The 20,547-nt window shown below is 53.8% G+C and carries 12 protein-coding genes, 1 tRNA gene and 1 pseudogene; 8 read left to right on the top strand and 6 right to left on the bottom strand.

Features of this window, described 5'->3' with window-relative positions; all coding sequences use genetic code 11:
* The first annotated feature begins 35 nt into the window (after positions 1 to 35).
* The 3 genes from WNZ14_RS19075 (at position 36) to WNZ14_RS19065 (ending at position 5,282) form a co-directional block, all read left to right on the top strand.
* Complete coding sequence (locus WNZ14_RS19075) at positions 36 to 4,412, top strand: CheR family methyltransferase (RefSeq protein ID WP_342870192.1); 4,377 nt, start codon at positions 36 to 38, stop codon at positions 4,410 to 4,412.
* A complete protein-coding gene (locus WNZ14_RS19070) occupies positions 4,409 to 4,849 on the top strand; it encodes a response regulator (protein ID WP_342870191.1) in 441 nt (146 codons plus the stop codon). The genes WNZ14_RS19075 and WNZ14_RS19070 overlap by 4 nt, the downstream gene beginning before the upstream one ends.
* 64 nt (positions 4,850 to 4,913) lie before the next feature.
* Entirely contained in the window at positions 4,914 to 5,282 is a 369-nt protein-coding gene (locus WNZ14_RS19065; protein WP_342870190.1) for a response regulator, read from the top strand.
* A 68-nt stretch (positions 5,283 to 5,350) separates the two neighbouring features.
* Here the strand turns inward: WNZ14_RS19065 and WNZ14_RS19060 are convergent.
* A pseudogene (locus tag WNZ14_RS19060) lies at positions 5,351 to 5,596 on the bottom strand (DDE-type integrase/transposase/recombinase); the annotation flags it as partial.
* A gap of 324 nt (positions 5,597 to 5,920) precedes the next feature.
* Here WNZ14_RS19060 and WNZ14_RS19055 point away from each other — a divergent pair.
* From WNZ14_RS19055 to WNZ14_RS19045, 3 genes are all read left to right on the top strand, one after another.
* Entirely contained in the window at positions 5,921 to 7,759 is a 1,839-nt protein-coding gene (locus tag WNZ14_RS19055) for a methyl-accepting chemotaxis protein (RefSeq protein WP_342870189.1), read from the top strand.
* Positions 7,760 to 8,144: 385 nt separating this feature from the next.
* A complete protein-coding gene (locus tag WNZ14_RS19050; RefSeq protein ID WP_342870188.1) occupies positions 8,145 to 12,512 on the top strand; it encodes a CHASE domain-containing protein in 4,368 nt (1,455 codons plus the stop codon).
* Between the two features lie 136 nt (positions 12,513 to 12,648).
* Positions 12,649 to 13,035 carry a response regulator gene (locus tag WNZ14_RS19045; protein WP_342870187.1) on the top strand — a complete coding sequence of 129 codons (387 nt, stop codon included), beginning with the start codon at positions 12,649 to 12,651 and terminating at the stop codon, positions 13,033 to 13,035.
* 96 nt (positions 13,036 to 13,131) lie between these two features.
* Here WNZ14_RS19045 and WNZ14_RS19040 read toward each other — a convergent pair whose 3' ends face one another.
* The 5 genes from WNZ14_RS19040 to WNZ14_RS19020 form a co-directional block, all read right to left on the bottom strand.
* The gene (locus WNZ14_RS19040; protein WP_342870186.1) at positions 13,132 to 13,479 is read right to left on the bottom strand and encodes an Hpt domain-containing protein; all 348 of its coding nucleotides are present in this window, start codon (positions 13,477 to 13,479) and stop codon (positions 13,132 to 13,134) included.
* 94 nt (positions 13,480 to 13,573) lie between these two features.
* On the bottom strand, positions 13,574 to 14,842 hold the full coding sequence (locus WNZ14_RS19035) for a response regulator (protein WP_342870185.1): 1,269 nt from the start codon (positions 14,840 to 14,842) through the stop codon (positions 13,574 to 13,576).
* Positions 14,843 to 14,908: 66 nt separating this feature from the next.
* On the bottom strand, positions 14,909 to 16,276 hold the full coding sequence (locus WNZ14_RS19030; protein ID WP_342870184.1) for a diguanylate cyclase: 1,368 nt from the start codon (positions 16,274 to 16,276) through the stop codon (positions 14,909 to 14,911).
* A 674-nt stretch (positions 16,277 to 16,950) separates the two neighbouring features.
* Entirely contained in the window at positions 16,951 to 17,352 is a 402-nt protein-coding gene (locus WNZ14_RS19025; protein ID WP_342870183.1) for a hypothetical protein, read from the bottom strand.
* Positions 17,353 to 17,458: 106 nt separating this feature from the next.
* Positions 17,459 to 17,535 (bottom strand) — tRNA-Arg (locus WNZ14_RS19020).
* 431 nt (positions 17,536 to 17,966) lie between these two features.
* Here WNZ14_RS19020 and WNZ14_RS19015 point away from each other — a divergent pair.
* Both WNZ14_RS19015 and WNZ14_RS19010 read left to right on the top strand, forming a co-directional pair.
* Positions 17,967 to 18,716, top strand: coding sequence for an NYN domain-containing protein (locus tag WNZ14_RS19015; RefSeq protein ID WP_342870285.1), 750 nt, complete (start codon positions 17,967 to 17,969; stop codon positions 18,714 to 18,716).
* A 135-nt stretch (positions 18,717 to 18,851) separates the two neighbouring features.
* Positions 18,852 to 20,288: a DUF6880 family protein gene (locus WNZ14_RS19010; RefSeq protein WP_342870182.1), complete on the top strand. Its 1,437-nt coding sequence runs from the start codon at positions 18,852 to 18,854 to the stop codon at positions 20,286 to 20,288.
* The last annotated feature ends 259 nt before the right edge of the window (positions 20,289 to 20,547 follow it).

The raw sequence follows: 20,547 nt of genomic DNA, 5'->3' as shown, positions 1-20,547 counted from the left end.
TGCAACTCTATTGAAAATGGGAGAGGGCTGAACAATTGGACTCGGCGGTCAACAAAAGAAAACCGAAAGGCGCAATTGCCAAATTCTGGATTGGAATTGGTGCGTCCGCCGGCGGGCTCGAGGCGCTCCGCGGGCTGGTTCGCAATCTCCCCCCCAATGTTCCTGCAGCATATATTGTTGCCCAGCACATGGCGCCTCAGCACAAGAGCATGCTCACGGAGATTATCGGCCGTGACATATCTTTGAAAGTTGTGGATGTGACCGACAATGTCGTTCCGCGCCCCAACGTAATCTACATCACCCCGCCTAACAGGAACATCATTGTCGATGGTGGTAAATTGCGGCTGGTTGATCCCAGCCGAGAACCAGCCGCACCGAAGCCATCCGTTGATACGTTCTTCAAAACACTCGGTGCGGAGAAGGGGAAATACAGTATCGGAATCATCCTTTCCGGCACTGGATCGGACGGGGCCATTGGGACCGCAGCGATCAGAGCTGCAGGCGGAGTGATGATTTGCCAGGACGAGTTGACGGCCAAATATTCCGGAATGCCCGTGTCGGCTATGGAGACCGGATGTATCGATCTGGTCATGTCGCCTGAAGAAATCGGTGCCCAACTTCCCAAGATCCTCAAGATGCCGCGCGATCTGGACGCGCTGAGAGCATCACCGCTCAGCCTGGACGGCACAGCAGAACTGGTCGGCTTGCTGCTCAGCAGAACAAAGGTAAACTTCCTTCATTACAAGACAGCTACCTTTCAGCGCCGTGTAGAGCGGCGCATGGCTTCAAGGCGCGTTGAAACGCTTGATGAATATGTGGAGATTGCCAAGAATACGCCCGAAGAAATTGATCTCCTGTTCAAGGAGCTACTAATTTCAGTCACGTCGTTCTTTCGCGATCCGCACGAGTTCGATTCGATACGGGGGTATATCGCAAAGATCGTCAAGGCCAAGAAGGGGGAGCAGATCAGGGTCTGGGTGGCAGGGTCAGCAACAGGGCAGGAAGCCTATTCATTGGCGATGGTGTTTGCGGAGGCGGCCCAAGCGAAGGACCTTGAAAGTCTGCGGTTGCAAATTTTTGCGACCGACATCGACATGAAGGCAATCGAAGTCGCTAGGCGCGGATTTTACAGCCACGCAGCGATGGAACAGGTTCCAACCGAGTACATCCAGAAGTATTTTGACCGTGCGCCAACGGGGTACATTGTCAAGAAAAGCCTTCGCGAGAAGATTGTCTTTTCCTATCACAATATCTCTCAGGACCCTCCGTTCCTGAACATCGACATGATCAGTTGCCGCAATCTGCTGATCTATTTTCAGGCGTCGTTGCAGGCCGAGGTTTTTGCCCGGTTCCACTACTCACTTGTGCCCGGAGGATTGCTGTTTCTGGGCAAGGCAGAAGCCGTCACCGCCTCAGAACAGCTATTCAGGCCCGCAGACAAGGAGAAGCATATTTTCTTCCAGCGACCATCGGGAGAGAAACGACCGCCGCGCGAGGCACTTTATCAGACACCTTTCAATGTTCAGCGCGGCGAGTCCTCGAAAATCGTCGAAAATCGTAAACTTGAATTGATTGCAGCGACCAAGAAGTTTGATTCACTGGTCAACGCGATTGGTCCCAACGCTATTCTGCTAAATGCCGATTTGAATATCGTGCGGGTTTTCGGAAACATGGACCGGTATGCAAAGTTGGCTGCTGGCGCGGTCGATACAAGAGTGGCAACACTGTTGCGCGACCCTTATCGGCAGGACATTCAGGCCGCTACTCCGGGCGTCATTCGCAAAAAGCAAAATTATCATGGCATAGCGCGGAGTGACAAGGCCGACTGCAGGCGTATGACCCGCATCAACATTTACCCGGTCGACGCTGGCGAGAACCAAGACGTTCACGCACTGGTAGTGTTTGCCGAGTGGCATGAGACCCTTCCGTCCAAGGACATTGATGCTAAGGATCAGGTCGCTCCGGAATTGGCACGTCAAATCAGCGAGCTTGGCAACGAGCTGGCCACGACCAAAGAAAACCTGCAACAGACGGTAGAGGAGCTCGAGACCTCAAATGAGGAAATGCAAGCTCTCAACGAGGAGCTGCAATCGAGCAACGAAGAGCTTCAGTCAACCAACGAGGAACTGGAAACATCCAACGAAGAACTTCAGTCGACAAATGAGGAATTGTCGACGGTCAATGAGGAGCTGCAGGTCAATGCCCAACAGCTAAATGTCGTCAATCAGAGCCTGTCGAGCATTCTCGAGAACATCTCCATTCCGTTGCTGGTGGTTGATCGCGGATTGGTCATAACCAATGCAAGCAAGGTCTCGGAGACCTATTTCAAGATATCTCCGGACATCGCCTTGCCGCATGTCAGCAGATGCAGATTGAGACCCGGCTTTCCAGACCTGATGGAAATTCTCGAAAAGGCGATGATGACTGGCAGTCCTTGTGAAGCTTATGTCGAGACCGAGGAAGACAATGCGATCCTGAGTGTCGTTCCGCATTTGACGAGCAGCGGTGAGATTATTGGAGCAATTGTTCTGATCAACGACAACACCGCGGCTTTGACCTCGACGCGGAATGAGCTGCAGTTGATCTTCGACAATGTGCCCGCTGCGATTATGGTTCGTGACCAGAATGGAACCATTCTTCGCGCCAACCGCATGAGTGCTTCCTTGCTTGAATCGACACCCGAACAGACTGTCGGCTCGAACTTCTTTGATTACTTCGACGAACCTACCCGCACTGAAATGAAGGGAGACCACCAAGCACTCCTGACGACCGGTTTGCCTCAGGTTGGTGTTCAGAGAAAACTCCGTTTCAAGTCGGGGAAGGAAATCTGGGCGCAGAAGAGCCTGATCAGCACCGGAGACGCCAAGCGCGGAGATCTCAAGATATACTCCATGCTGCAAGACGTAACAGAGGCACGCGAGGATCAGGCGCGGATTGCCGAAAACGAAGTTCGTTTGGCTCAGGCGACCAAGGCGTCAAAAGCCGGGGTGTGGGATTGGAATATCGTCTCGGGCGAGGTCTATTGGTCTCCCGAGTTGATGGAGATCATGAAAATACCAGAGGATGGATTTGGTGGCGCGATCGAGGATGGTGTCGCGAGCGTCCATCCAGATGATCTCGAGCGAGTCATTTCTGCGCGCGATGACCATTTGGCCGGAAAGTGCGATTACAATATCCAGCATAGGTTGATGAGGAGCGATGGTGTTGCCGTCTGGGTGCATTCCTATGGCCAGGCGATTTGGGACGAGAACGGCACCGCCATCCGGATGGTCGGGGCTTCACGTGACATAACTGAAGAGCGGGAGATCCAGAATTCCGTTGCCGTTCAGAAAGATCACCTTGAACTTGCAATCGCTCTTTCGTCGGTAGGCCACTGGGAAATTGATCCCGAGGGCAAGATAATAAGCTGCTCTTCAGAGGCGTTGAAGATTCTTGGTGTAAGCGAGAAAGACGGCCATTCTGAACTCGAAAGCGCCTACCTGTTTTATCACCCCGATGATCTCAAGCGGGTTAAATTGTCTGTCCGCTATGCCATCAAGACAGGACGTCGGTTTACTTGCGAAGCTCGCCTCGTTCGCAGCGATGGTGAGGTTCGAAAGGTGAAATCCAGCGGCATGCCAACCAGGGACCCCGAGGGCAATATCGTCGGGATCTTCATTGTTTTTCAGGATATTACCGAGATTTGGCTGCGTGAAGAGGAACTTGCAAAGTCAGTGGCGGAGCTCGGGCGGTCGAATGAAGAGCTCAATAGATTCTCCTATGTCTGCTCCCATGACATGAAGGAACCGGTTCGGATGATCGAATCCATGACCGAGTTGCTGACCAGCGAGGATTTCGAGGCCGACGACAAACTGCGCGCCGAACTGATCGGTCGCATCGGCAACAACACGGCCCGGCTCAGAGCCATTATCGACAGTCTGCTCGCCTATTCGAGAATTGACGCCAAGATCACCCGAGATCACATCGATCTCAATGACGTGGTTCATGATGTGCTGGGGGTTTTGTCGCTTGCCGTGAAGGAGCGCAAAGCGACAGTCAAATTCGGTAAATTGCCCAAGATCTATGGCGCCCGCGTCCACTTCATGCAGATTTTCCAGAACCTGATCGGAAACTCGCTCAAGTACTCCGACAAGGACGAACCGTTGATCGAGTTGACTGCGGAAAAGTCGAAAGACGGTTGGACTTTCCGTCTTGAAGACAACGGTCCCGGCATACCGGAGAAATCCCGAACCGAAATATTCCAGTTGTTCAGCCGGCTTGAGCGGCGCGACGAAATCGATGGAACCGGCCTCGGACTGTCCATCGTGCAGAAGATCGTGTTGCAGTATCACGGCAAGATTAGCTGCGAAGCCAGCGAACTTGGAGGCGCTGCTTTCGTTATCTGGCTTCCGTCCAAGGAGGTAGAACGATGAATGAGGTTAGCCTATCCGATATTCACTTCGTTGAGGATTCCAATGATGAGGTGTTTGTCAGCCGACTGCTCCTCAAGAAGCAGCGAATTGGAATAAACCTTGTGCATCATAGTGGCATGTCATCCTTCCGAGCAGCGCTTGATGCCAAGCCCGCCGATGCGATCATGCTGGCGTTCGTTGATCTGAACATGCCCGCGATGAAGGGCACCGAGATCATTGCAAGCATTCTCGACAAGGCCAAGGACGACGTCATCATGGGTATTTGCAGCGGCTCGGAAGATCCAGAAGACATCCGTTTGTCCTTCAATGCGGGAGCCAGCTTTTTCGTCAACAAACCATTGGGGCGACAGGCAATCGAAAATGTATGCAAGTCTGTTTCGCGCCTTAGCTTGCGTGAAAACGCAGACGAGAGTGTTGATATAATAGTGCGTTCCTAGTTGGTGCTGAGTAGGTAAAGGAGTTATGACTTTCAATTAAAAAGAAGACCAGAGGTATCAGTGAATGAAAAAACTGCTTCTCATCGATGACAACATTCATCAGCATAAGCTGTTCCAGTGCTATGCAACAATGTGCGATGATCTTGAGCTTGATTTCGCATTGAATATAGAAGAAGCGCTTGATCTCTTGCGCTTTGATGATCCTGACATTGTTTTCCTTGATAACCGTCTGCACCCGTATGAAAGTTACTCGGAAACGGTCCCAATGTTGCGAGAGCGCGGCTTCAAGGGGAAAATCGTTGTCATCTCCGCGAATGTAACAGTCTCGATGGCGGTCGAATTCAAGTCCAAGACGGTCGCTGCCATGCTCGACAAGTCAGATCTCAACCTGAACAATTTCAATGAGAAAGTGGAATCTCTCTTGTTGAATTAGGCAGAGTGGTCAAATTTTTGCGCTTTGGCTTTCTGCCTCCAGCGCCGAGGACTCTGGTTCTAATCGCTCTGGTCCGAATGGATCAGCACCCGGTTGCTCGGCTTTCTACGCCACACGGCCATGAGCAGAGCCTGCAAGACTACATACGTCGTCTGACGGCTCTGCATTGCCCCGCCCACAACACGGCGGCAGTAGACATCGATCAAGACCGTCAGTTACGCAAAACCTTCTAGCGTTCTGATGTAGGTTAAGTCCGTCACCCAGACAGTGTCTGGCGCATCCACATCGAACTGCCAGGCGAGTGTGTTGTCCACCTGTCGGGAGCGTGATGTGGAAGTGGGAAACATTCGTCTCCAAGTCAATACTAACAGGTATATCTGTCGTCACGATTGCCGTATTTCCCTATTCATGGTCGTGCATGGGATTGTCAGTCGCGCTTTCTCAAATACATGAATTGTGCCCCAATAATGTAATATCCTTCAAAGAAGCAGTGATGATTGTCGTATCTGCTTATAAGTATTATTACTTAGAGGCAATTGTAATTCTGGTCCATTAATCCCCTCAAACTAAGCACTATGCGTTAACCATAAATTAGATACGCGTAAATAAATTTGGTGCGAATGTGAAGGGAACCCGTAATGTCAATCTCATTCCTGAAATCTGCTGACCAGAAAAACATCCTTGAAGCACTCGGGCGCTCCCAGGCGGTGATCGAATTCAACCTTGACGGAACGATCCTGTCCGCCAACGAGAACTTCTGCAAAGTCCTGGGCTATAGCGCCGAAGAGATCATCGGCAAGCATCACAGAATTTTTGTTGATCCCAAAGAAGCAAACTCGCCCGAGTATGCGAGCTTCTGGAAAAGCCTTAATTCGGGGAAGTTCGATAGCCGTCAGTTCAAGCGCTTTACAAAATCGGGTGAGGCAATCTGGATCGAGGCCTCCTACAATCCGGTCATGCGTGGCGGAAAACCTTACAAGGTGATCAAGTTTGCCAGTGACATTACAGGCGCAAAACGCCGCGAGCTTGACAGCAATGGCAAGCTGGACGCGCTTTCGCGGGCTCAGGCAATCATTGAATTTACTCCCGACGGCGAGATCCTGACCGCAAACGAGAACTTTCTGAGTGTTCTCGGCTACAAACTGGAGGAAGTCGTCGGCAAACACCATTCGATCTTCTGCGACCCGTCCTACGTCGCAACGGAGGAATACACCGATTTCTGGAAAGTTCTTCGCAGCGGCAAGTTCCACAGTGATGAGTTCAAACGAATCGCAAAGGGCGGAAAAGCCGTCCATATTCAGGCAACATACAATCCCATTCTCGATGACACCGGATCAGTTATCAAGGTCGTGAAATTCGCGACCGACGTGACTGGCCGCGTGAAAGCCATTCAAGAAGTGGCAGGCGGATTGGGACGGCTTGCCGATTGTGATATTCGAATGACCATCGATGAGCCGTTTACGCCTGAGTTCCAGCACCTTCGTAATGATTTTAACATGGCGATCGGAAAATTTCAGGAAACCCTCGTTCAGGTTCTCAACGAAACCGGAGAGCTGTCTTCAAAGAGCGCCGAGATGAAAGAAAGTGCCAATAGCCTTGCGCACCGATCGGAGCAGCAGGCAGCGGCACTGGAAGAAACGTCGGCGGCGCTGGAGGAAATCACGGTCACGGTGAAGGAATCAAGTACGCGCACAAGTGACACCCGCAGCCTCGTGCATGAAACCCGGGAAGCGGCATCAGAATCGGTAGGCGTGGTCAAGGCGACAGTTTCTGCCATGGATCGTATCGAAGGCGCATCCAAAGAAATAAGCAACATCATCAGCGTTATTGACGAGATTGCTTTCCAGACGAACCTGCTTGCATTGAATGCGGGTGTAGAGGCTGCCCGAGCCGGCGAAAGCGGAAAGGGATTTGCGGTGGTCGCGCAAGAGGTACGCGAACTCGCCCAGCGTTCCGCTACCGCTGCGAAAGAGATATCCGCCCTGATCGCAAAGTCGTCGGTCGAGGTCAAGGAAGGCGTCCGCCTTGTCGGGGAAACCGGCACTGCACTGCATCGCATCGAAAACTTTGTGGAATCAATCAACGGCAATGTTGAAGCGATCGCGACCGCAGCGGCGGAACAGGCTACGAGCCTCACCGAAATAAATTCTGCCGTGAACTCGCTGGACCAGATGACTCAGCAAAACGCTTCAATGGTTTCAGGTGTGAGTTCGGTCAGTGATGCGCTGGCCCGCGGCGCAGCTCAGCTTGAAGAGCTGGTGGGCACATTCCAGTTGAACCGTCGTTCTGCCATTCGCGAGCCGGGCTCGGCAGCATATCTTAGGGGTCCGGAGGATCGCAATCGTTCTGCCACCCCAACATTCGGTGCTTCACAAAAATCGAGTGCGGGGCACGCCGCTCCACGAGCGGTCTCTCAGCCCAGGAGTGTCGCGATCGGAAATACGGCTCTCAAGGACGATAACTGGGAAGAATTCTGACATCACGCCAAGAGACATGACCAGGTTGAGTTCACACATTGAGTTCTCAATCCGAGGGAAGCGTGACTGAAGGTTGCGGTATTGCCAGACAACTTGCTTAAGTGGGGCAGGGCGGTTTCCTACCCTTTGACCACGACAGAAAACAACCTGTTCCGTTACTTCCCAGTCCGATAATTCGTCTGACCATGATGAGCGATGTGAGGTTCCCGCTATGGCTGACCTTGCATTTGTGCCCCGGTCGGCAGCAGTGGCGCAATTGTCGTTTTTCATTCCACAGCATCGGAGACCTGACTTAATATAAGTATATCTTAATGTTGAGCCATCATATTGAAATTACAACGCTTGGTTCATTCAGACGATCCCAATTTGAAAGCGACGCAAAGTCATGAAGAGAAACAGTATTGGCATGTATCTGGTACGGATCCTTCTGATTGCCGGGCTCTATTTTGTATTCGGCCGGCTTGGCCTGTTTCTCGCTGTCCCGCCCGGCTTCGCCACCGTCATCTGGCCACCGTCGGGCATTGCTCTCGGCGTATTGGTCATTTGTGGGTGGCGGCATTGGCCGGGTATTCTGCTGGGCTCGTTTCTGATCAACTGCTACATATCGAGCGCCTTTTCCCTCGAGTCCGGGCTGGACCTCGCAAAAGCGCTGACGGCATTTGCTATCGCTGCAGGATCAAGTCTGCAAGCCGTGGCCGGATACGCGCTGGTGAAGCGCTTTCTGGGGCTTCCGCTGAGTTTTGACCGGCTCAAGCAAGTCATTGTGCTGTTCGTTATTGCCGGTCCCATAGCCTGTCTTGTCGCTGCCACAGTGGGGATTTCTGCCTTGTATGTCGGTGGCGTTCTGAGACCAGACCAGATTGTCGATAATTGGCTTACATGGTGGTCCGGGGACATATTCGGCATCATCGTGTTCCTGCCATTGATGCTGATTGCGCCTGGCAACCCGAAACGGCTCTCGTGGCGCGGTTCAGCAGTGGGCAATCTGCCGGTAACAGCAATGCTGATCTTGCTTATTCCTCTCGGCCTGACTTTCTATGCCTGGAAAATCTCTTCACAGTCCGCTGCCGAAAGGGGTGAGATCCAGTTTGAATCGCTTGCCGTAGAAAGCAAGAAGGCATTGTTGAGCAGGATTGATTCCTATCAGAACGCTCTTCAGGGCGGTGTTGCCTACTTCCAGAGCTCTGAGCACATATCGCGAGATGAGTGGCGCCGTTATGTCGAGCAGCTGCATGTTCAAGACAACTTTCCGGGCATCAGCGGAATAGGATGGATCACTTCCCTGGCGGGGGATGAAGAGGAAAGCTATCTGCGAAGAACGCGTGCCGATGGAGCCAAGGATTTCGATATCCATCCTAAAGATGTCGAGGGTGGTGATTACATCATAACCTATATAGAGCCGGAAAAGGCAAACAAGCAGGCCCTGGGACTGAATATAGCCTTTGAGGCGAACAGAAAGCAGGCTGCCGACCTCTCAAGGGTAACAGGCAAGCCGGCAATCACAAAACGCATCATTCTCGTGCAGGATGCTGAAAAGACGCCTGGATTCCTCTTGTTGCACCCGATGTACAAGGAAATGGTGAACTCGAGGCCGCCAGCCAAGAAATGGACCGAGTTTGACGGCTGGATCTATGCTGCGTTCATTGCCAAGAATTTCATGAATGAATTGACCCAGAGCCAGGGCAATACTCTCAACTTCCGCATCTACGACGGCAGCTCCGACGACCCTCAAGCTCTTATCTATGACAGCCGGAAAGTTCAAAACACCGAATATGAGCCCGCATTTTCCAAGCGGGAGCAGATCGATATCATGCAACAGAGCTGGCTGATTGTCTGGGAGAGCACGCCAGGTTTTGAACAGAACGCCGGTACAAGCAATCCGATTCTGATCCTGACCGGCGGCTTCCTGATCACGTTTCTGCTGGCGATGTTTCTGGTGGTGACGAATATCCATCGAACCGAAACTATCGAGAGCATGATGGGCCGCAGAGCCCTTATCCTCCCTGCCGTGGTTTTTCTGGTTCTCGCGGCTGGATCGGTTTCGCTTTACCGGGCGCTGATAGAAAAAGAGTTGGGTCATCTGCAGGCTCTTCTGACCAGCGAAACTAGCAAGATCTATCTGTTGATTGCTTCAGAGACCGATGGCAAGCTCTCGGCGCTCAGGCGCATGATCGGCAGAACCGAGCTTGATGCTGATCAGCCAATCTTTTTCTGGCAGGCTGATGCACGAGCCTACATTGAGGATCTTATGGGTCTCAGGGCTCTGGTGAGGGTCGATGCGAATGGCACAGTGATTCAGGCTGAGGAGGCTGCTCGTAACGAGCGGCTGGTCTGGCTGTATTCCGTCCTGGAAGGCGCAAATATCGGGCTTGCGCGCAGCGCGATTCAAAGGAACATCCCCGTATTGAGTTCGCCTGTCAAAGTGACGGACCAGGAAACCGCCTTCATTGCTTTCATGCCGCTCAGGGTACGCGGAGAATCCGCAGGCTACCTGGCAAGTGTGTTCTCGGTCGGTGAGTTTTTTGGCGACACGATCTCGCCGGAGGCCGTGGACCGATACCAATTCCGCGTTGTCTTCGACGGTCAGGTCTTGAACCGTTTCGGTAACATGACCAGTGAACTGGCTGAAGACTGGAAGCTGAAAAAGACAGTTCAAATCCTCGACAAGAAATGGAATGTCGAGATCATTCCGACAGCGAAATTCCTCGCATCGCAAAACACTTCGCTGCCCAACGTCGCCCTGATTGCTGGATTTCTGATCTCCATTCTGTCGGCGGTCACCGCGCATATGACGCTGCTGTCCCGGCTCAAGACGTCTTATCTGCAAAAGTCCAATCAACGTATCTCGCAGGAGGCAACCCGGAATTCCACGGTCATGAACACGGTTTCCGACTGTGTCATAACGATCAATGCAGCGGGTCTTATCGAAACGATCAATCCGGCCGGTTTGAGTATTTTCGGTTATTCTCTCGATGAGGTTCTCGGAAAAAACGTCACGATGCTGATGCCACCACCTTATCATGCCGACCACGACGGCTACATGAGCAGGTTTCTTAGGGAGGGCGATCCAAAAGTCATAGGCCTGGGCAGGCAGGTCAGCGCAATGCGCAAGGACGGCTCCGTCTTTCCGATCGATCTTTCCGTCAACGAAATGGTTCTTGATGAAAAGCGCATGTTCGTCGGAACCATCCGCGATACCAGTGCCGCGATGGCTGCAGCCCAGGCCTTGCGTGAATCCAACACCATGAAGTCAGCCATTCTCGCCAGCACCGAATACCTGATTATCGCGACAGACCTGCATGGCAACGTGGTCTTGTTCAATGAGGCCGCAGAAAAGGCGCTTGGCTATTCAGCCGAGGAGGTTATGGGAAGGCAAACGCCTGCCTTGTGGCACGACCCGGAGGAGGTTGGCGAACGGGCGCGAGTCCTGTCCGCCGAGCTCGATAGTCCGGTTGAACCAGGATTTGACGTGTTTGCCCGCAAAGTCGACCTCTTCGGCATGGACGAAAATGAATGGACATATATCCGCAAGAACGGATCCAGATTTCCAGTGATGTTGACCGTCACCGCGCTGCGCGACGAATCGCAGACCATAACCGGCTATCTCGGTGTGGTGCTCGATATCACCAAGCGCAAGGAAGTCGAACGCCTGAAATCGGATTTTGTCTCCATTGTGAGCCACGAATTGCGCACGCCGCTGACGTCTATTCGCGGTGCACTCGGTCTGGTCGCTGGACCCATGGCAAAGGAGTTGCCGGAAAAGGCAAATCGCCTCGTCGATATCGCGTACAAGAATTGTGAACGGCTCACCCTTCTCATCAATGACATTCTTGACATCGACAAGATCGAGTCAGGCCAGATGCGATTTGAAATGAAACCGGAAGACCTTGATCAAATCATTCACCAGGCCATCGAGGTCAATCAGCCGTATGCCGAAAAGCTTGGCGTCATTTTGAAAGCGTCAGAGATTGAACAAGGACACAAGGTGAATGTAGACGCAGCGCGGCTCTCCCAGGTCATGGCAAATCTCCTCTCCAACGCGGCCAAATTTTCCAACAGGGACGGAGAAGTCGAGGTCTCCGCTCACTGCGTCAACGACAGGATCCGTATTTCAGTGAAGGATTACGGAGCCGGAATTGCTGACGAGTTCCGACCCCAGATTTTTGGCAAGTTCTCTCAGAGCGATTCATCTTCGACCCGGGTCAAGGGCGGCAGCGGCCTGGGCCTTCATATCAGCAAGCAGATCATGGAGCGGATGGGCGGAAAGATCGGTTTTGACACAGAGTTGGGTAAGGGGTCGACGTTCTGGGTCGAACTGCCAACGCTGGTGGAAAACAAGTCGGCAGGCACAGAAGATCAACCGGAGGTTCAGCGCGACCTGTTGGATTACCAAGATCGGCAGGTGCCAACGCTTCTGCATGTCGAGAATGACAAGGATTTCAGCCGGATTCTCGCTCTGACGCTTCAGGGAAAGGTCAAAGTGGTGACGGCGAGCACCTCGAACGACGCCGAACGATTGCTCCGCGAGATGCGCTTTGATCTCGTCGTTCTGGATGTTGAGTTGCCAGACGGTTCGGGGCTCAAGCTTCTCAAGATGATCTCCGAACTGGAAGGGCCATCCATTCCGATCATGATCTTGTCAGCCACTGAAGTATCAAGCGACATCGAACAGACAGTTGCGTCGGTAATGGTCAAATCCCGTGCAACGGAAAGCCGTATCATTGATAAGATCGAAAGCCTCGTCGCAGCATGAAAGTTGCCGGGGTGTCTTCGACGTCGCAATTGGGCCGGACAATGATGGGAAGGCGTTTTTCGTATTCAACGAGTGGATGAATCGGGTTGGATTCGTTCCAACAAAGCCATGGTGAACCGCAGAAGGAGAGTAATGAATGACTGAGCCCATCAACGTGCTTTATGTCGATGACGAGGACGACATTCGTGAAATTGCGGTCATGTCGCTTGAGCTTGATCCGGATATCACGGTCAAGAGTTGTTCTTCTGGCCCCGAGGCTTTGGAAACCTTACAGAACTGGTTGCCAGATCTGATCTTGCTCGATGCAATGATGCCGGGCATAGATGGACCCGAAACAATGGTCCGGCTGCGGCAGAACCCGGTGAACGCAACAATTCCCGTGGTCTTCATAACCGCGAGATCCCAGCCAGAAGATATTGAGCGATTTATTGCTCTGGGCGCGCTTGGAGTGATTTCAAAACCATTCGATCCGATGACGTTGCCAGAGCAAGCCAGAGCTCTGCTTGCTTCAGTCAAAGGCTGATTGCCGAACCCTCGTTGCTGGCAATTGTGTCGTGTACCGGATCAAACCAAACATTGGCGATGCCGGTCCCGGGATAGACGAGGAGATGCAGCTGGGTCAGCCGAGCATCGTAAGCTCGGCAATCAGTTCGTCGGCCGCCTGCTCGAAATCCGCCTCGCTGTAACCAGCTTCTCGCAGGATGTTTTCGAGCTTGAACGCCGCGTTTCCGATGCCCGGAAAGCCGAAGATCCCCGAAGCGCCAACCATGGAATGGGCCAGTTTTATGAGGTCTGCATCCATGGTGCGTGGATCTTCAGCTCCTGCCCGTTCATCCAGCAAATGCCGGATTTGCGCCAGCTGTTCCATTGACCGCTCGATGAAGAGAAGCCGCAATTGCTGGATCCGGTCGCGCGCTGCTTCCGGCAATTGTTCAAGCTTGGTTGCATGCGCCGTCTGATTGGACATTGGATTTATCTCCTGTTGAGACTAGGGAACGCCCATACTTGACTTGGTCAACCCCCCGTGCGCGCCGGCTTGGCGTGATTGCGCAATGGTTGGATTATTTCGTCTCGTCACAGAACTCGACGCCGATTTCATCATTGACGTGCCAGCATTTCCGAACGCGCCGCAATTGCCCCGAGGTAGCGATCTTGAGCAGAAAGAATTCCGGCAAAGCCAGGGGGCGTTCAAGCCGGATGCGCGCGCCGCCTTCAGATATAGTGCGCACCGTGCAATTGATTTTCGATGACCATTCTTCCAGCGCTATAAAGGCCGGCTTCAAGGTTCGCATGCGGACAGACTTACGCCGCTCGGCGGGCTCTTGAGCGCCGGCAGCGGCCGGTTCTGACCCAGGCAGCGAACTCCAGTCTTCTGCCGCTTCTCCGAGCCCGCGGGCATCGCGCTGGCGATCAAGCTCCTCGGAGAGGACCTGCAACATCTGAACGCGATCGCCATTCACGCCGGAAACGGCAAGCGCGAGCGAGGGCGATATCTTGAGCTCCACCGACTTGATGTGGTGTGAAAAGGTGAGCTGCTCTCTAAACCGCTCTACCTGCTCCTGCAGACTTGCTTGCGACGTGTGGCGGTCCATGACGTAGTGGAAGGTGTCTTGATCAAAGCGGCCACAGAAATCTTCCTGTCGCAGGTTTGAGCGAATTCTTCCTGCGAAACCGCGAAGGACCTCATCCGCATTCGCAACCCCGAAACTCGTCGAGATCTTTGTGTATTCGGCCAAGCGGATGGACAAAATCGCAAATCGCTTGCCGCTAAGATTGGCGGCACTTGAGAGCAGCTGGAGCTTTTTGCCAAGTTCGTCAGAGCTGTACATTCCTGTCAGATCGTCAAGCATGGCGTTCTTGCGAAGCGCGGAGATCTCGCCATCCCGCGCAGTTTCCACTTCATGCTTGGCGATGGATTTCCTGACGGCAGCCGTGATCTCATCTATCCGCAGATTGCGCTTGGGAAGGAAATCATAAAGCCCCATGCGAAACGCCTTGATCGCCGTCCGTTGCGACTCATCAGCCGACAACATGATGACAGGCGCGAGGTTGGGGAAGCGCAACTTCAATTGCTCATGAAGCCGGAACCCGTTCTCGGAATCGAGATTGTAATCGAGGAGAATGCAATCGGGCATTTCCTTATACAGAACCGCGTTCAGGCTGCGGCTATCCTCTGCCTCCATCGTCCTGAGATTGGCTTGACCCAAAAGTGCTGAAAGATGCAACCGGAACAGACTGTCGTCATCGACAATGCATATCGAGCGTCCGTCAAGGATTATGCCTCCGCCGTCTGCAGTTGTCTCGTGAGCTCTCTCATATGTAAGGTTCATTGGCTTGATCCAATCCGTCGGTGACAATACCTGCGCATGCAGTTGGAACGATAATGGGGATGCGGTTCAAAGGGCGTCATTGACGGCCTTCACCCGAGTTACTCCCTGACCTTCTGATTTTGCTGAAGGCTCGGTTTTGGGGGCGATGACAAGCTGATTGCGTCCGTTGTTCTTGGCTTGATAAAGTGCACTGTCGGCGTCGGCAAAAAGCGTGGCTGGGTCGTCTTGTGACCCGGTGCCGGCGACACCGATACTCAGTGTCAGCGAAAATGTTTCGGGTCGGCCATCGAAGACAATTTTTGCAAAATGCTTCCTGAAATTATCCAGGACTTCAACGACCGCTGCCGGAGAGGTATCAAGCAGAAGAACAGCGAATTCCTCGCCACCGTAACGACCCACCACATCAGTCTTGCGCACCCAGCCCACCAGGGTTCGTGCGAGGATTGACAGAACCTGGTCGCCGACCGGGTGTCCCCAGGTGTCGTTCACTTTCTTGAAATGATCAACATCGATCATGGCCACGCAGAACGGCTGACCCGTGCGTTTGAAGCGCGCCATTTCATGCCCTACGCGCTCTTTGAAACGCTTGTGGTTAAGTAGGCCTGTCAAACCGTCCCGCTCGATGAGAGAGCGCATCATCCTTGCGCGCTGCACGCGTAGATGAATGATCGAGACAAGCACATCGAGATCTGTCTGCTTGGAGATAAAATCATCGCCCCCGAACTGGCGCGCTTTCATCTGAATCTGTTTGTCTTCTTCCGAGGATAGAAAGAGGATGGGTATCGAAAGATGGCTTTGGAACTGCCGAATGATTTTGGCAATCTCGATGCCATCAGTCCCGGGCATCTGCAGATCCATGATGATGATATCGAAATTGGCGCTGTCGATTGTCTCGATTATCTTGAGCGGCTCGTTCAGAATCGAGACGACCATACCGTGAGCCCGCAGCAGCTCGGCATAAACCGCAGAAGCGAGCGGATCGTCATCGACCAGCAAAATTGAGGCTGGTAGTTCGGATTGCTGCCCGCCGAAATGCTCCAGCCAGTGAATGAGTTCCGCCTGAGCAATCGGGTCACTGATGATCGTATTCACATTCGAGCGGGCGCACCGTGCCCGGAAGGAGAATGTTGTTTCAGAAGAAACCAGAATTATTGGAAAGCTATCACCAAGGCTTTCGCAGGTCTCAAACGCGCCAGGTATCGACCCATCAATCACGAAAATTGGTTGTGAGCCCTTAGTCTTGAGCGCATCAAAGCTGAATTCGGCAGTTTCGGCGGCGTAGTTTAGCGGCCCCAGGATAAGCGACATGTCTTCAATGAAAGCTTCACGACCTATCACATGCACAGATGGCATGGATTCATTTCTGAAAATCGTTGTATTTTGCGGAAATGTCTCTTCCGCAGCATGGTCGGCGGGATACAGGATGCTCAACATAACAAGAACTTCTCTCAATCTACACGAAAACTACATGCGCATAATGCCCTGCCGAACCCACGATTTTGCCAGTGCTTCAACTCTACAAAACAACACGTGCAACGGGCTCCATAATGAGGAATGCATATTAAACTTAGATTAAATTAGCGTTGTTTAATTTATGTACCCATGTTTCGGGCGGCCGGCCGCGCCCTTAAAGAGCAGAGAAGAACGTCATTCATAGCCCCATCCTTAGGCCAGCATCTGACGTGCGACCGATGAATGCTAAGTAGCGAAACATGATACACAGTTTGCTTGTTTCCGAACTCGGAGATGCGGGGACGCCCTTGCATCTATATTGCTGCGCACCCGATGAATCGGCCATTCGAAACTGGACAATTCTATTTTGGAGCCCGCTGGGGACAGAAGCTTAGTATCAAAAAGGCATCGAAGTTTTCAGACGGCGCTCAGTGCAAAGAAGGCGACAGCGTTCTTTACGCCATATCTGACGACGGACAGGAAATGATATGAAAATCATTGTTTTGCTACCCCGATTGAATGGATCAGGTGTCCACACAGCCGACCTTGGTGCCTGATGTAGCGAATTACCGTTCGTCGCCCAAAGTTGCTAAATCCTCGTTGGTAATTTCGGCCCATGTTCACCGTTGGCTAGCTTCTGGATCTACGATGAGTTGCTAATTCACATGCAGCATGCCTAGCTCCCGTATGACTGTGTCGGGCTTTACGGTCCGCAAACTCTTGTCTCTATGCTGGGTAAAGACCTGAGGTGTGATGCGGGCGAGGGTGAGTGCGGTCCATTTCGCCCGCAAGAACTCTTCGATGCGCTTGGCTTCGTTGGCATGCCCGCGTTTTTGCCGCGTCACTTCGTTCTTGTAGCGCGCGAGAAGGTCCGCCACCGTGATCTTTTCGAGTGTTGCCGGGTCGTAGGCCAATGCCATCCGGTCGAACTCTATTTCGGTTTGGCGTATCCAGCGTTGCGCGTCTGTTCGATTGTGGAAGCTCTGTGAACGTGGATTGTAGCCAACCCGGCGGACTTGTGCCTGCCACTTGTCATTGCGTTTTCTAAGGGACGCCATGAGCGTAATTCCTTTCGTTGTGACCAGATTGTGACCGGTGCACGAAAGGTGTATTCACGAGGGGGACTGGACTTGGCTAAGCCCTTGTAGATTAAGGGCAGATCAGTGGCGCACCCGACAGGATTCGAACCTGTGACCTCTGCCTTCGGAGGGCAGCACTCTATCCAGCTGAGCTACGGGTGCATCCGTGGCGCTTGGCTCGCTTTGTTCATCCCGGCCTACGGAATGAAACTCGCGCCGCAAAGCAGCTGATACCCGGTCTTCTAGCCGATCACGCGCGGCGCATCAATGGGTTTATCAGGCCGATTTGTGGCTTCTCCTCAGGCATGTGTCACAGGGTCGAAACCTGTCGCTGCGCCGCGTGTGCCGGGATTGTGGCGGCACTGTTTCACTGCAGGATGGAGTGACGCGCGGCGAGTGGGGGGCTGTGCCGGGGTTCACACATTCTCTATGCAGATGCATTCTTCGCCAGGTGGCGCACGCGGGCATGCTCGCTAAAATCCGCCAATATTGATTGCAAGAAACTGCGGATACTCGACCGCGAAACTCGCTCGGATATTGAGTCTTCGTTTGAAGCTTCTACGAAGCAGTCGCATAAGGCATCGCATATGACCATACACACAGAACCACGCACACCCCGTCTCGCCGTCTTGATCGACGCCGACAACACATCAGCCAAGATCGTCGATGGCTTGTTTGAGGAGATCGCCAAGATCGGGGAGGCGAGTGTCCGGCGGATCTACGGCGACTTCGCCAGCCCCCGGTCAAAGGGCTGGACGGAGGTTCTCGCCCGGCATGCGATTATCCCGCAACAGCAATTTGCCTACACGAGCGGCAAGAACGCCTCGGACATCACCCTGGTCATCGACGCGATGGACCTTCTGCACAGCGGTCGCTTTGATGGGTTCTGCCTGGTCTCGTCCGACAGCGACTTTACCCGGCTGGCATCACGCATCCGCGAACAGGGCGTCGATGTCTTCGGCTTTGGCGAGCAGAAGACGCCAGAGAGCTTCCGGCAGGCTTGCCGCAGGTTCACCTACACCGAGAACCTGCTGCCCGAACTCGTATCCGAGAACAGCGACGCCGCGGACGCGTCAAAATCGCTCCAGCCACCAAGTGCTGCGACACCGGTATTGCGGAAGATCATCACGCAGATGGAGAGTGAAGACGGCTGGGTTCCTCTCGGCGCCCTGGGAACGCAGCTGGCCAACCTCTCCTCCGACTTCGACCCTCGAACTTACGGTTTTCGCAAGCTGAGCGATCTCGTCCGGAAGACCGGCGCCTTCGAGCTCGACCAGGGGGATGGGAAAACCTTGCGCGTTCGGATGAAGCCGTCTGGCCGAAAAAAGTCGGCGTCTGATTAGCTGGCACGTCTTGGAGGCGGGTCGATGGTGGCGCTCGCCCTGAACGCGCTAGAGGCTGACCTGGTAACGGCTTGAAGTTCTTGGACTCATATTTGTCCTTGGGGTAGTGTCCTCATGCAATCGACAGCGGTATCAATGGCATCGAAAACGACACTTAACGCAAAGAACCTCGAAGCACTCGGCACGCAAAGATTGGCCGAGTTGCTGATCGAAATCAGCACCGGCAGCGCGGCGAGCAAGCGGCGGCTCCGCATTGAACTCGCAGGTAATCACGGCAGCGCCGAGGTGGCCCGCGAGGTGCGGAAGCGGCTTGTAAGCATTGCCCGTGCCCGCACCTTCATCAATTGGCGCAAGGTGAAGGCGCTCAAGAAGGATCTCGAGACGCAGCGGATGACGATCGTCGATACGCTCGCACCTCAGGATCCGGCGGAAGCCTTTGAGCTTGTCTGGCAGTTCCTGGCCTTGGGTGATTCAATCTTCGCCCGATCGGACGACGGCAGCGGCACTCTGATCGAAATTTTCCATCAGGCCTGCACGGATGCCGGCGTGATCGCCAGGTTGGCCCGTGTAAATACCGATTTCCTTGCCGACAAGATCTTCGCTGCAGTGCAGGACAATGGGTATGGCCAATATGACCGACTGATCACGGCGATGGCGCCGGCGCTCGGGAAGGACGGGTTGGAACAGCTGAAGTCCTTGTTTGAGCAATTGGCGAAGGAGCCAAAGGACAAATCAGCCCAGCACGAGCGGCAGGTCATCGGCTGGAGCAGTAAGGGGCCGGTCTACGATGACGACTTCTACGGCAATCACCGGGAACTGACGGTGCGTGTTGCCTTTCAGGAAATCGCCGATGCGCTTGGTGACGTTGACGCCTACATCGCTCAGCAGCCTGAGAACACGCGTAAGGTTCCAATGATCGCAGCAGACATTGCCAATCGTCTGCTTGTGGCTGGCCGAGCCGAAGAGGCTCTCACGGCGCTCGATCGGGTGGAAACGCGGGGCCGAACCGACGTTCCCGTCGAATGGCAGCTGGCCCGCGTCAAGACGCTCGAAACCCTGGAGCGCGGCGACGAGGCGCAGGCTTATCGTTGGAGCTGTTTCGAGCATTCACTGAACGACCAGCACCTGCGCGACTTCCTGCGCCGTTTGCCTGACTTCGATGACATGGAAGCCGAGGAAAGAGCATACGGTTACGTTCAGGCTTTCCCGGACGCCAATCGGGCTCTCGCTTTTTTCCTGCGCTGGCCGTCACTGGAAGAGGCCGCAAAGCTTGTCACGACACGGCAGGTTGAGCTCGATGGTGACCTCTATGAATTGATGACGGCGGCCGCCGAGGCCCTGCAAGAGAAGCATCAGCTCGCGGCAACCATCTTGTTGCGTTCCATGATCGACTTCACGCTTAGCCGTGCACGATCCAGCCGCTACAAGCACGCAGCGCGGCATCTCGCGGAATGCCAGGCTCTTGCTCCGCACATTGATGATTTCGGCAACGCCCAATCCCACGACGCCTACGTTGCCGGGCTCAAATATGGGCACGGCAAGAAGCAAGGGTTCTGGAAGCACCTGGGTTAGATAGCTGAGCTCGCGAACGAGCCAATGTCGGCGCCGACAAAGAATGCAAGAGGAGGTGCGAAGGCGCTCGATTTACCAGGCAGGCGGAGTTGGAAAGGTCACGAGTAGCACCAGCTCCACGGGGCCTTTGTCCCCCAGCGCCTCGCGCCCTCAATCCCAGGAATGCGTTCTTCGGTCCGGATTTGAAGGAGGCTGGATCGGATGCGCCGCGCGTCTGGCGAAGATCTATTTGCATGACGCCGAAGGGGTCCGCACCTAT

The sequence above is a fragment of the Hoeflea sp. AS60 genome (genome assembly GCF_038900115.1).
Lineage (GTDB): Bacteria > Pseudomonadota > Alphaproteobacteria > Rhizobiales > Rhizobiaceae > Hoeflea.
The sequence above is the reverse complement of the archived record's forward strand: the minus strand, read 5'-3'. Positions and strand labels throughout refer to the sequence as shown.

Bases quoted from the DNA above. Each gene is read 5' to 3' on its own strand.
- WNZ14_RS19070 (WP_342870191.1), top strand. From the start codon at position 4,409: ATGAATGAGGTTAGCCTATCCGATATTCACTTCGTTGAGGATTCCAAT.
- WNZ14_RS19065 (WP_342870190.1), top strand. From the start codon at position 4,914: ATGAAAAAACTGCTTCTCATCGATGACAACATTCATCAGCATAAGCTG.
- WNZ14_RS19055 (WP_342870189.1), top strand. From the start codon at position 5,921: ATGTCAATCTCATTCCTGAAATCTGCTGACCAGAAAAACATCCTTGAA.
- WNZ14_RS19050 (WP_342870188.1), top strand. From the start codon at position 8,145: ATGAAGAGAAACAGTATTGGCATGTATCTGGTACGGATCCTTCTGATT.
- WNZ14_RS19045 (WP_342870187.1), top strand. From the start codon at position 12,649: ATGACTGAGCCCATCAACGTGCTTTATGTCGATGACGAGGACGACATT.
- WNZ14_RS19040 (WP_342870186.1), bottom strand. From the start codon at position 13,479: ATGTCCAATCAGACGGCGCATGCAACCAAGCTTGAACAATTGCCGGAA.
- WNZ14_RS19035 (WP_342870185.1), bottom strand. From the start codon at position 14,842: ATGAACCTTACATATGAGAGAGCTCACGAGACAACTGCAGACGGCGGA.
- WNZ14_RS19030 (WP_342870184.1), bottom strand. From the start codon at position 16,276: ATGTTGAGCATCCTGTATCCCGCCGACCATGCTGCGGAAGAGACATTT.
- WNZ14_RS19025 (WP_342870183.1), bottom strand. From the start codon at position 17,352: ATGGCGTCCCTTAGAAAACGCAATGACAAGTGGCAGGCACAAGTCCGC.
- WNZ14_RS19010 (WP_342870182.1), top strand. From the start codon at position 18,852: ATGGCATCGAAAACGACACTTAACGCAAAGAACCTCGAAGCACTCGGC.